At 64.4% G+C, this 12,204-nt stretch carries 10 protein-coding genes; 3 read left to right on the forward strand and 7 right to left on the reverse strand.

Translation table 11 applies throughout. The features are described 5' to 3' along the window. From LBC97_16685 to LBC97_16700, 4 genes are all read right to left on the reverse strand, one after another. Positions 1-467, reverse strand: a 467-nt coding sequence (locus LBC97_16685) for an ATP-binding cassette domain-containing protein (protein MDR2567652.1), incomplete at its 3' end; no start/stop codon positions are given. Continuing rightward, positions 460-1,281, reverse strand: a complete 822-nt coding sequence (locus LBC97_16690) for an ABC transporter ATP-binding protein (protein MDR2567653.1) — start codon at positions 1,279-1,281, stop codon at positions 460-462. The genes LBC97_16690 and LBC97_16685, both read right to left, overlap by 8 nt. Before the next feature lie 14 nt (positions 1,282-1,295). Next, positions 1,296-3,002, reverse strand: a complete 1,707-nt coding sequence (locus tag LBC97_16695) for a hypothetical protein (protein ID MDR2567654.1) — start codon at positions 3,000-3,002, stop codon at positions 1,296-1,298. Continuing rightward, complete coding sequence (locus tag LBC97_16700) at positions 2,999-3,949, reverse strand: branched-chain amino acid ABC transporter permease (protein ID MDR2567655.1); 951 nt, start codon at positions 3,947-3,949, stop codon at positions 2,999-3,001. The genes LBC97_16695 and LBC97_16700 overlap by 4 nt, the downstream gene beginning before the upstream one ends. Before the next feature lie 343 nt (positions 3,950-4,292). Between LBC97_16700 and LBC97_16705 the strand changes: the two genes are divergently transcribed. Continuing rightward, on the forward strand, positions 4,293-5,591 hold the full coding sequence (locus LBC97_16705; protein ID MDR2567656.1) for an aspartate aminotransferase family protein: 1,299 nt from the start codon (positions 4,293-4,295) through the stop codon (positions 5,589-5,591). A gap of 62 nt (positions 5,592-5,653) precedes the next feature. Next, positions 5,654-6,859: a branched-chain amino acid ABC transporter substrate-binding protein gene (locus LBC97_16710; GenBank protein MDR2567657.1), complete on the forward strand. Its 1,206-nt coding sequence runs from the start codon at positions 5,654-5,656 to the stop codon at positions 6,857-6,859. A 77-nt stretch (positions 6,860-6,936) separates the two neighbouring features. Here LBC97_16710 and LBC97_16715 read toward each other — a convergent pair whose 3' ends face one another. After that, on the reverse strand, positions 6,937-9,015 hold the full coding sequence (locus tag LBC97_16715) for an ABC transporter ATP-binding protein/permease (protein MDR2567658.1): 2,079 nt from the start codon (positions 9,013-9,015) through the stop codon (positions 6,937-6,939). Positions 9,016-9,245: 230 nt separating this feature from the next. Between LBC97_16715 and LBC97_16720 the strand changes: the two genes are divergently transcribed. After that, complete coding sequence (locus tag LBC97_16720; protein MDR2567659.1) at positions 9,246-9,806, forward strand: ATP-binding protein; 561 nt, start codon at positions 9,246-9,248, stop codon at positions 9,804-9,806. Here LBC97_16720 and LBC97_16725 read toward each other — a convergent pair. Both LBC97_16725 and LBC97_16730 read right to left on the reverse strand, forming a co-directional pair. Continuing rightward, positions 9,752-11,047: an NCS2 family nucleobase:cation symporter gene (locus LBC97_16725; GenBank protein MDR2567660.1), complete on the reverse strand. Its 1,296-nt coding sequence runs from the start codon at positions 11,045-11,047 to the stop codon at positions 9,752-9,754. The genes LBC97_16720 and LBC97_16725 overlap by 55 nt on opposite strands. A gap of 812 nt (positions 11,048-11,859) precedes the next feature. Then, the coding region (locus tag LBC97_16730; protein ID MDR2567661.1) for a hypothetical protein at positions 11,860-12,204 on the reverse strand (345 nt) is incomplete at its 5' end.

Raw genomic sequence — 12,204 nt, forward strand, 5'->3', positions numbered from 1 at the left:
AGCAGTTTCGGGTTGCTCATCATGGCGCGCCCTATGGCGATCATCTGCTGTTCGCCGCCGGAGAACAAGCCGGCCGACTCGTCGCGGCGCTTCGCCAGAACGTCGAACATCGAGTAGACGCGTTCGAGATCCCGCCGTATTCCGGCGGGATCCTTGCGGGAGAACGAACCCAACATGAGGTTGTCCGCCACCGACATGCTCTTGAACAGGCGCCGCCCCTCAGGCGATTGCGCAATGCCGCGCTGCACAATCTTGTGAGCGGGGAGCTTGTCGATTCGTTCGCCTTCGAACCAGACTTCCCCGCCGACTGCCGCGATGAGGCCGGAGATGCAACGCAGCGTGGTGGATTTGCCCGCCCCATTGATTCCCAAAAGGGTGACGATCTGGCCCTGCTTGACGCTCAGGGTTATGCCCTTCACCGCTTTCACCCGGCCGTAGGCGACCTCCAAGTCCCTGACCTCAAGCATCTCCGCCTCCCGGCTGCGGGGATCCCAGGTAGGCCTCGATCACGCGAGGATCGCTCTGCACTTGCTCGCCGGTGCCCTCGATCAGTACGGCGCCCTGGACAAGGCACAGCACCCGGTCGCAGAGGCTAAAGATGAAGCGCATGTCGTGTTCAATAACCAAGATCGCCAGGCCCATGTCACGGATCCGGAAGATCAGGTCCTCGGCGTCACGGGTCTCGTTCGGGTTCATGCCGGCGGTCGGCTCGTCCAGCAAGAGCAGGACCGGTTCCGTGGCGAGAGCACGGGCAATCTCCAGTCGGCGCTGGTCGCCGTAGGGAAGGTTGCGGGAGAGCGTGTTCGCCTGGTCGGCAAGCCCCACGAATTCCAGCCAACGCATCGCCACTTCCACGGCTAGTCTCTCCTCCCGGCGGTGCCTCGGCAGCCGGAAAATGGCTTCGAACGCGTTCGTCTTGGTGCGGCAGTACATGCCGACCATCACGTTTTCCATTGCCGTCATGTCGTGAAAGAGCCGAATGTTCTGAAACGTTCGCGCCACTCCGGCCTTCACCACGAGCCGGGGCTTTGGAGGAAGCGCCTTCCCTTTCAGGCGAACCTCTCCACTGGTCGGCTTGTAAAGGCCGGTGAGGCAATTGAAGAACGTAGTCTTCCCGGCACCGTTGGGCCCGATCAGGCCGACGATCTCTCCGTGGTGGATCTGCGCCGAGACGTCATCCACCGCGGTGAGGCCTCCGAAACGCATAGTCACATGGGAGGCCTGCAGCAGAACGCCGCGGTCTGTGTGCTGGACTCTATTGACCGCTTCGTCGGTGGTCATGTTGCTCGGCGGGTTCATCGCGTGCCTTTCTCAATGTTGAGGTGCAAGCGGTGGGTGGTCAGATCCTCTTCCGCTTCTTCGGCCAGTTGCTCGTCCGTGTCGTGGAATTCGAGCCGACGCCGTTGGTCGGCGACGATCCCCTCTGGCCGGAACCGCATCATCACCACTAGCAGCGCGCCGAAGATCAGCAGCCTGTAGTCCTCGAAGAACCGCAGCTTCTCAGGCAGCAGTTTCAGCAGCGTCGCGCCGATCAACACGCCCGCCACTGTGCCCATTCCGCCCAGCACAACCGCTGCCAGAAGGAACGCGGATTCGAGGAAGACGTACTGGTCGGGGGAAACGGCGGTGTCGGTGTAGGCCTTCACCGAGCCGGCCACGCCGGCCAGAAACGCGCCGCCGGCAAAGGCGAGCAGCTTCAGCCCGTATGTGTTCACGCCCATCGCTTCGGCCGCCAACTCGTCCTCCCGGATCGCGACCCAGCCGCGCCCGATCCGAGAGTGGTTGAGGTTGTTAAAGACCAATATGATCAGGCCGATGATTATCAAAAGGAGCCAGTAGTAGTTGGCGTGCCTCCCCAGGTCGATCCCGAAGATGCTGTGCATATCGCCGAAATTGAAGCCGAACAGATCCAGATTGGGGATGGCGGGGATGCCGTTAGAACCGTGCGTGACATCCGGACCGTCTGAGCCGTCCAGGTTGTTCATGGTGATACGAAAGATCTCCCCGAAGGCCAACGTCACAATCGCCAGGTAGTCCCCTGACACACGCAGCGTCGGCGTGCCGATGAGCAGGCCGAGCAATGCCGCCGTTCCCCCGGCGATGAGCACCGTCACGGGAAACGGCACGTCTATGCTCAACGTTGCGAACGCGGACCTGGACAGCACCGCAGCTGTAAACGCGCCCGCGCCCAGGAAGGCGATGTAGCCCAGGTCGAGCAGCCCGACAAGCCCGACCACTATGTTCAGCCCGATTGCCGTGGCCGCGAAGACCAGTACCTGCGCGGCGACCGACATGTTGGCGTCCGAGCCGTTCTGCGTCAGCGGAAAGGTGAAGGCGGCCACGAAGGCCGACATGACGAGGACCTTCCGGTTGTTGGCGGCAGCAAGCGACAGCCAGCCGAAAAACCCCGTGGCCTTGAAGACCAGGATCGCGGCAGCGATGAAGACGGCGAAGACGAGGAAGTCGTCGACATCAGATTGGTTGAGTACGAACGCCGCAGCCAAGATCAGGCTGGCCGTCACCGCCACTATTGCCAGGATCTGCACCCACGTGGGGCAGCGAAGCCGTTCGAAGATCGGCTCGGGGGATGCCGGAAGCAGGACCGAGCAGGCGCCCGCGGCGACCGACGAGCCCAGCGCCACCCAGCCGCCGGGCTCGATCATCACGAGGCCGCCGTTGACCACCGCCACCGACGTGAGGCAGGCCAGCGCGTAGCAGGACGCGCCCAACCCGGCCCACTTGGCCGTGTCGTTCCATGCGATCGCCCGGTCCATCCAGCCGATTCGCCCGGCCACATAGTGCTCGAGCAGGCACAGCAGCGCGACCAGCATCAGCAGACCGAAGCACACCTGCAGGAACGACGGGTTTGCCCACAAAGTCATGTCGTCCAGGGCCTTCTTGCCGTACGCCCACGGCGACATGATGGACCCCAGCGCGGTGACGGACGCGACAATGGCGGCCACGCGAGGCCACGACTCGCGGGCGGCAGGACGTGCGGTCATGCGCGGTCAACCACCCGTGCGCCGAGCAACCCGCGAGGCCGGAAGACCAGTACCAGGATCAGAATGACGAACGCCCAAACGTCCTTCCACGCCGTGGGTCCGAGTTGGGCGGCGAACGCTTCCACCACGCCGAGCACCAGACCTCCAACCAGCGCGCCGTTGATGTTCCCAATCCCGCCGAGCACCGCCGCGGTGAAGGCCTTCAGGCCGGCCATGAAACCCATTTTGAAGTCGATGTTTCCTATGTACAGGCCTTGAGCCACGCCCGCGACGGCCGCCAACCCCGCGCCCACCGCGAACGCCCGCATGATGACCACGTCAACGTTGATGCCCATCAACCGGGCCATGTCCGGATCCTGCGCCGTGGCGACCATGGCCCGTCCGGTCTGAGTCTTGTTGATGTAGTACCAAAGAAACGCTGTGCAGACGGCCAACGCGACCACGGTGAAGACCGAGGACGCTTTCACGGCGACCGATCCAAGTTGGATGGTGTTGCCGGTGATTCCTTCAATGTGTGGAAACGGAATCGCCCGTTTGGAGTCCGGGAAGCCGGGGATGCGGCCGTAGAAGAGGCGGATGAATTCCTGCAGGAACACCGAGATGCCGATAGCCGAGATGAGAGGTGCTAGCCTGGGCGCCCCGCGCAGCGGGCGGTAGGCGAACCTCTCCGTCAGCAACGCGGTGCCCGTCGCGAGGGCCACGCCACCCGCGATCATCCCAGGAAACAGAACACCGAGGGCCATTCCCGCCGTCAGGTGGGTGGGCGAGCCGACCAACAGGTAAACCGTCAGCGAACCGAACGCGCCCATCATGAAGATCTCGCCGTGGGCGAAGTTGATTAACTGCACTATCCCGTAGACCACGGTGTAGCCGACCGCGATGAGAGCGTACAACGATCCGAGCGACAGACCGTTGATGGCCTGCTCCAAGAGAAGAGTTACGTCCATCTCGCCTTTCCGCGCGGTCCGTGTGCGACGCCTTGGAAAGGGCACCCACGGCGCGTCCGCTATTCGGCCTCACCGGTTTCTGGTTGGGGTTTCTGCTTCACTCCTGCTCCTCATCAAGTTCGGAGGGGCAACTCAATGAACCACCGGCTTGTTACGCGGAGATAACCCAATACGAAAGAATCGGTTACAAACGTGCGACAAACTGGGCACTAAGGCGAATCAATTTCGGGGTAGCGGCACCCTTTAGACACGCGCCGTGAAGAGCCCTCAATGCGTAAGTAACGTGAGCGTAACTAATGGCTGTCACTGTTGCCCCTTCCGAACACCTTTAGGAGATTCCCCCGTGAGTGACACTTTTTGGGAAGACGTTGACCGCTACCTGCTGCATTACGGCGTCTCGTTCATACCTCGGATCATCGAGCGCGGCGAGGGCACATACGTGTATGACAGCGACGGCCAAGCCATCCTCGACTTCACCTCCGGCCAGATGAGCGCGGTCCTCGGCCACGCCAATCCAGACATCATCAAAGCCGTCACACGGTCCGTGAACACCGTAGACCATCTCTACTCCGGGATGCTCAGCCGACCCGTGGTGGACCTGGCAAAACGTCTGGCCGGAACGTTGCCGGAGAATCTATCGAAGATGGCGCTCCTGAGCACGGGCGCGGAGTCGAACGAGGCCGCCATGAAACTGGCGAAGATCTATACGGGTAAGTTCGAGATCGTCTCGTTCGACCGCTCCTGGCACGGCATGACCTCAGGGGCGGCGGGCGTCACCTATTCCGCCGGTCGCCACGGCTACGGACCCGCTGTGCCCGGCAACCTCGCCCTCCCGTCGCCCAACGCGTACCGTTCGCCGTTCTGGGGCGCTGACGGCTCCTATGACTGGCAGACCGAACTCGACTACGGCTTCGACTTGATCGACAGGCAATCATGTGGCGCTTTGGCGGCCTGTCTGGTAGAACCCATCCTCTCCTCGGGCGGCATCATCGACATGCCCGTCGGATATCTGGCCGCCTTGAAGCGGAAATGCGCCGAACGCGAGATGCTGTTGATACTGGACGAGGCGCAGACCGGCCTGGGCCGGACCGGCCAAATGTACGCCTTTGAGCGGGACGGCGTTGCGCCTGACATCCTCACGCTCTCCAAGACGCTCGGCGCCGGCTTGCCCGTTGCGGCCGTCCTTTCCAGCCCCGAGATCGACGCGGTCGCCCAGGAGCGCGGCTACCTGTTCTTCACGACCCACGCCTCGGATCCGCTGGCCGCCACTGTGGCCCTGACCGTGCTCGATGTGATCGAGCGGGACGGTCTGGTAGCACGGGCTGGCCAACTCGGCAAGTTGCTGGGCGAACGCCTCTTCGCCATGCGGGACAGCATCGAAGTGGTCGGCGACGTGCGCGGCAGGGGCCTACTCCAGGGGATAGAGCTGGTCAGCGACAAGGCGAGCAAGACTCCGGCCGACGCTCTGGGCAAGGCCGTCACGAAGGCCTGCCTAGAACGCGGCCTGCACCTGAACATAGTGCAGTTGCCGGGAATGGGCGGGATTTTCCGCATAGCCCCGCCGCTGACGGCAAGTGAGGAAGAACTGCAAAAGGGCATGGACATCCTGGAGGCCTCGATCAAGGCCGTCGCCAACGCGTGACGGGTGATTCCGCCGCGACCTCAACCCCTACAAATAGTCACCAATTAGGCCTTGGAGGAATAATGAAACGAGCACTGAGTCTAACCCTTGCAATGGCGCTTTTGGCGCTGAGCGGTTGCGGTTCGCGCGACCAAGAACAAGCCGGATCGGACGGTGCCACAGCGGAGGAGAAAGTCGTAAAGATCGGCGTTGTCGCACCCCTCAGCGGTGACTTGAGCAGCTTCGGCGTTGGGATCCGCAACTCCGTCCAGTTGGCCGCGCAGCAAGCCAACGACTCGGGCGCCCTGCCGGGATGGAGGATCGAAGTGGTGGACGAGGACGATCAGGGCAGTCCGGACGTCGGCAAGAACGCCGCCACCAAGCTCGCAGGCGACCCGGAGGTTATCGGCGTGATCGGCCCCATGAACTCCTCGGTGGTGCAGCAAGCGCAGCCGGTTTTCGACGCGGCCGGAATTGTGCAACTCGCCCCCTCGGCGACCAACCCGTCGCTGACCAAGGGCGCCGACCTTTCAACCCCTTCCCGGTCCTATGAAACCTTCTTCCGCCTTTGCCCGACCGACGACTGGCTGGGCCCATTCGCGGCGAAGTATCTCCTTGAGCAAGGCATCAAGAAGGTAGCCACCGTCCATGACAAGCAGGTCTACGGTCAAGGCATCGCGGAGGCGTTCACGGAATACTTCACGGCCAACGGCGGCGAGATCACCGCCGCGGAGACGGTCAACTTGGAAGATGACGACTACAACGCCGTCATCACCAAGGTGAAAGCCACCTCGCCACAAGCGCTCTACTACGGGGGCCAGTCGCCGGTGGCCGGCCCGCTTGCCAAACAGATGCGCGCCGCTGGACTCAGTATCCCGCTGGTCAGCGGGGACGGAATCTTCGACGAGTCATATATCGAACTCGCAGGCGAATCCTCAGAGGGCGATATGGCCACGTCCGTGGGCGCCCCCGTGGAGGAACTCGACTCCGCGAAGGCCTTCGTTGAGGCGTATGCGGCGGCAGGCTTCAAGGACGGATACTCGGCCTACGGCGCTTATTCCTACGATGCCGCGAACCTGATCATTGAAGCCTTGAAAACGGCTCTCGCGGACGCCGCGGACGTGCAATCGGCGCGGTTGGCCGTCGTGGAAGCCATAGGCAAGACAACATCCTCTGGCGCCACGGGCGCCATAACCTTCGATGAATTCGGCGACAACACAGCCAGAGTGCTCACCGTCTACAAGGTCGAGAACGGTAAGTGGGTGCCAGAGCTGAGCGCAGACGCCTGACGGAAGAAATGGGGACGGTACCTATTTTCTGGCTCGCCAGAAATAGGTACCGTCCCCATTTCTTTCCGAGCCCGCAATCATTGCGGTGGCGCCGCGAATTGGATCCTGTAGAGGTCGGCGTAGAGCCCGCCCGCCGCCAAGAGTTGTTCGTGGGTGCCGCGTTCCACGATCCGGCCCGCGTCCAGGACCAGGATTTGGTCCGCATTCCGGATGGTTGACAGGCGGTGCGCTATGACCAGCGAGGTGCGGCCCCGCAGCGCCTCCGCCAGAGCCCGCTGGACCGCCTGTTCCGAATTGGAATCCAGGTGCGCGGTCGCCTCGTCCAAGACCACGATCTCCGGCGCCTTCAGCAGCAGCCGCGCTATCGCCACGCGCTGGCGCTCCCCGCCTGACAGCCGGTACCCCCGGTCCCCCACCACCGTGTCCAACCCCTCCGGCAAGTCCCGCACGAACTGGGCCTGCGCGCGCTCCAACGCCGCCCACACCTCCGCCTCCGTCGCCGCCGGCCGCGCGTACACCAGGTTCGCCCGCAGCGACGTGTGGAACAGGTGCGCGTCCTGGCTGACCATGCCCACCGTCTGATTGATCGAGGTCCCGGTCAGCCCGCGCACATCCAGGCCGCACAATTCCACCTGGCCCCGCGTCGCGTCATACAGCCTGGGCACCAGCAACGACGTGGTCGACTTCCCCGCCCCGGAGGGCCCCACCAGCGCCACCAGCGCCCCGCGCGGCACCTCGAACGACACGTCCGCCAAGGTCCATTCCGGCGTTTCCTCCCCGGCGCCCCCCACGCCGCCGCCTTGCCCGATGCCGTCCGGCCCTCCAGCCTTTCCGTCGCGTTCGCCGTTGGCCCCGCCGCCGGCGCCCAGGCCATCCGGGCTCCCGCCGGCCGCCGTGACGCCGGCCTTGCCCGCGCCCCCGCGGCCGGCGCGGGATGGGCGGCGGCCCCTTGCGGGCGCGCCCTCCCCGGGCGCTGACTCCGGCGCGGCTGGCTCCAGCGAGGCCAGGGACACCTCCTTCGGGGTTGGGTAGCGGAACCACACGTGGTCGAAGCGGATGGCTGGGACGGTCTGGACGGCATCGTCCCATTTCAGGTCTTGGGCGTCCGGGGCGTCGCGGACCAAGGGCTGAAGGTCCAGCACCTCCAGGACCCGCTCGAAGGACACCAGCGTGGTCATGATGTCCACTTGAACATTCGACAGGGCCGTGATGGGGCCGTACAGCCTGTTCAGGAAGGTGACCAGGGCGACCACCACGCCGATGGTCAACTCGCCCCGGATCGAGAGCCAGCCGCCCAGGCCGTAGACCACGGCGACTGCTATCGAGGCCACCAGGGTCATGCCAATGCGGAACGCGCTCGCGTACATGGTGGACTTGATGCCGACGCGGCGGACGGCATCGGCGTCGGCGGCGTAACCCGACGCCTCGCGGGCCGGGTCGCCGTAGTTCTTGACCAACGCGGCCCCGGCGACCGAGAAACGCTCCGTCATGGTCTGGGACATGGCGGCGTTCAAATCCATGGACTGCCTGGTTATGTCCGCCAGCTTGCGGCCCACCCAGCGCACCGGCGCGACGAAGACCGGCAGCAGAATCAGGGAGACCAGCGTCACCTTCCACGACATGGACAGCATTGCCCCGATCACGAACACCACTGTCAGCGTGTTTGACACCACCGAGGACAGAGTGGAGGTGAACGCGCGCTGCGCCCCCAGCACGTCGCCGTTCAAGCGCTGGGTCAGCGCCCCCGTCTGCGTGCGCGAGAAGAACGCCAGGCTCATCTGCTGCACATGGCTGAACACCCTGGTGCGCAAGTCGAAGATCAGCCCCTCGCCGATTCTGGCGCTCAGATAGCGCTCCGCGAAAGACAGGCCGGCGGCGATCAGCGCGATCCCCGCCAGCAGTCCGGCCAGGGCCATCACAATCCCCGTGCGGCCCTGGGCTATGCCTTTGTCGATGATCGCCGAGTAGATCAGCGGCGTGACGGCGCCAAGGGCGGCGTCCAACGCGATCAGGACCAGGAAGATCGCGATTGTGCCCCGGTACGGCCTGGCGAAGCCGAGGATCCGCTTGAGGACCGGGCGGCTCAACTGGTGGCTGGTGACCGAGGGGTCCTGGCGGAAAGACCGGAACATCGGGCCGCCCATGGGCATTGACATGCGTCCCAGCTTGCCACTAGGCGGCCTTTACAATGCGCCGCAGCCCCCGGATTCCGCGCGGGGCAGGTTGGGGGGAGCGTGGGGCCGAACTGACCGCGACGGCCGCCAAGAAAGGCCAATCTGGCGGTGAGGCCGGCGGACCGTTTGAGCGCCGCGACTGCGGCCCAGCCGCTATCACAAAAATAAAAAACAATAAAAAGGATTCCCCGAGCCAGTGGCAGGAGCAGCCGATGACCGAACCGAACCCGTTCAAGCCGACATTCGGTATGGCGCCACCCGAGTTGATCGGTCGGGGTCCAATCATCGAAGACATCCATGACGGCATCATGGAGGGGATCGGATCACCTTTGAGGGCGGTGCTGCTGACCGGCCCGCTAGGGATGGGCAAGACCGTACTGCTCGACGCCGCCAGGGAAGCGGCGGAACGAGAGCAGTGGGTCGCTGCCGAGGTCAGCGCCTCGACGGGGATGCTGAAGAACATCCTGGACGGCACACGGCATGGCCTGGCCCACCTGCTGGTCGGCGACAGTGTCCACTTGGACGGTATTGGGATGGGTCCATTCTCCATACAGGTAAGCCGCGAGACGGAGCCGGAACCCTCCTGGCGCTACCAGATGAACCGGCTTCTGGACCTATTGGCGCAGCACGGCACGGGCCTGATGATCACGGTGGACGAAGTAAACCCCGGACTGGGTGAGATGAGAGACCTGGCGCTGACTTTAGGCTGGGCGCGCTGCTATGCGGCCACGCCGGTGCCGCGCCACTTGGCGACGGCGCGCATGGCGTGGTAGAGCGCGAACGCGGTGATGGTGCCGACCACAATGCCGGTGATTTCGATCCGGCCGAAAGTGAAGGTGGCGTTCGCAATGCCGAGGATCAAGGCGGCGGCGGCCGGGAACAAGTTGACCGGGTTGGCGAAGTCGACCTTGTTCTCCACCCAGATGCGGGCGCCCAGCAGGCCGATCATGCCGTAAAGGACAATCCCCGCGCCGCCGATCACTCCCGGCGGGACGGTGTGGACGGCCTCGCCGAACTTGGGGATCAGCGACAACACCAGGGCGGTGGCGGCCGCCACCCAATACACGGCGGTCGAGTAAACCTTGGTTGCGGCCATCACGCCGATGTTCTCCGCGTAGGTCGTGGTGCCGGAACCGCCGCCCGCCCCGGCCAGCGCCGTCGCCAAGCCGTCCGCCATCAGCGCCCGGCCCATCGACTTGTCGTAGTTCTGACCCGTCATCAACGCCACGGACTTGACGTGGCCCACGTTCTCCGCGATCAACACAAGCACCACCGGCAGGAACATGGGGAGCACGGCCCAATCGACGCTTGGCGCGTGGAATTCGGGCAGACCAATCCAAGCCGCCTCCCTGATGGCCTCAAAGTTAACCTGGCCCTGGATCAGCGCCGCGATGTAACCGCAGGCGACCCCGAGGAGCACCGACAAGCGGCCGATCAGGCCCCGGAACAGCACCGTGATCAGCACAATTGAGACGACTGTGATCCAAGCCGTGAGGGGCGCGTGGGCCATGCCGCCATTGATTTGACCCTTGTTGTCCAGGGTTTTCCACGCCGTGCCGGCCAAGTTGAAGCCGATCATCATGACGATGGTCCCCGTCATGACCGGCGGCATGAAAGCGTTCAGCCAGCCCGCCCCGGCCACATGGACAATCCATCCGACCACGGCCAGCAGCAGGCCCGCCATCATGACCCCGAACAGGGCCTTGCCCATGCCGCCCGCCCCCACATTGGCAGCCAGGATCGGCGAGATGAAGGCGAAGCTCGAACCCAGGTAGGACGGCAGCCGGTTGCGGGTCAACAGCAAGAACAGCGCCGTGCCAATGCCGCTGAAGAACAGCGTGGTGGCGGGCGGGAAATCCGTGATGAGCGGCACCAGGAAGGTGGCCCCGAACATGGCCACCACATGCTGCATGCCCATCGAGATGGTGCGTGACCAAACCAGCCGCTCACCAGGGGCCACCACCTCCCCCGGTGGAATCTTCTTGCCATCGCCGTGCAGGGTCCAAAGTGCCATGGTGGTGGTTCCAATCGCCGAGTTTGGTTGGGTGATGCTGCCCCGCCCAAAAGGTTACCGCCTGGACCCGCACGCCGACCGGGAGCCGCACCGGGCCATGGGCCGCGTTCCTTCGCGGCGCGGTCGGGTTGCGATCGGCCCACGCCTCGGGCGCCTTGGCCCGTCCACCGTTCAGCGCGCGGCGCCGCTTTGTATCCACCGTTCCGCGCCGATGCCGTCTTCGGCGGTCACAGCTCAGCGGCCAGTGTTGCCCTTAATACACCGTTCCGCGCCCGATGCCGTCTTCCGCTCACAGCTCCGCGGCCAGTGTCGCTTCCTATCCACCCATCCTTGCCCAATGTCGCTTTTTATCCACCGATCCACGCCCAATGTCGTTTTATATCCACTCCTTGGCGACCAATGTCGTTTTCTATCTTGCGTTGCGTGGCGTATTAGCTGGTCAGAAGGCTATGGGCGGCGGCGGGGTAGATAGGAAACGACATTCGATGCCCTGGGGTAGATAGAAAACGACATTCGGCACCCTGGGGTAGATAGGAAGCGACATTGGAGATAAAAGGCGACACTCGGCGTCGCTGATCAAAGGATCGGCTATGTCGGCGCAGTCATGTGTGTCCCCATCGTTCGAATCAATCACCGTCCCCGGTTTGAGAGATGGGGACAGACATTGGGACGTGGCAGGGGCCCGTTCCACCGCACCCGCCTTGCCGCAGGTGTGGGGGAACGGGCCCCTGTCGTCAGTTGGCGCTAGCGCCTTAGGGCGCGGCGACGCAGCACCAGGCCGGTGCCCAGGAGCAGGATTGCCGCCAAGGCAATCATGTCAACTGGACCAGAGCCGGTGAATGGAAGGGCGCCCTTGCCGCCCGAGCCACCAGTTCCGGGGCCCGTGCTGGGCGGACGAACGCTGCCGCTTGGACCGCCACTGGGCTGATCACCGCCGCCTGGCTGATCACCGCCGCCCGGTTGGTCGCCGCCGCCCGGCTGATCCCCGCCACCGGGCTCTTCGCCGCCGGGTTGGTCGCCGCCACTAGGCTGGTCCCCGCCGCCCGGCTGATCCCCGCCACCGGGCTCTTCGCCGCCGGGTTGGTCGCCGCCTGCTCGGATGTGCACTCCTCAGTTCTCCTGTCCCACGCAGCTATGGTGGAAGCCGGCGGGTTGGT

The organism is Bifidobacteriaceae bacterium, assembly GCA_031281585.1.
Taxonomy (GTDB): domain Bacteria; phylum Actinomycetota; class Actinomycetes; order Actinomycetales; family WQXJ01; genus JAIRTF01.

Bases quoted from the DNA above. Each gene is read 5' to 3' on its own strand.
- LBC97_16695 (MDR2567654.1), bottom strand. From the start codon at position 3,002: ATGACCGCACGTCCTGCCGCCCGCGAGTCGTGGCCTCGCGTGGCCGCC.
- LBC97_16720 (MDR2567659.1), top strand. From the start codon at position 9,246: ATGACCGAACCGAACCCGTTCAAGCCGACATTCGGTATGGCGCCACCC.
- LBC97_16690 (MDR2567653.1), bottom strand. From the start codon at position 1,281: ATGACCACCGACGAAGCGGTCAATAGAGTCCAGCACACAGACCGCGGC.
- LBC97_16710 (MDR2567657.1), top strand. From the start codon at position 5,654: ATGAAACGAGCACTGAGTCTAACCCTTGCAATGGCGCTTTTGGCGCTG.
- LBC97_16700 (MDR2567655.1), bottom strand. From the start codon at position 3,949: ATGGACGTAACTCTTCTCTTGGAGCAGGCCATCAACGGTCTGTCGCTC.
- LBC97_16725 (MDR2567660.1), bottom strand. From the start codon at position 11,047: ATGGCACTTTGGACCCTGCACGGCGATGGCAAGAAGATTCCACCGGGG.
- LBC97_16715 (MDR2567658.1), bottom strand. From the start codon at position 9,015: ATGTCAATGCCCATGGGCGGCCCGATGTTCCGGTCTTTCCGCCAGGAC.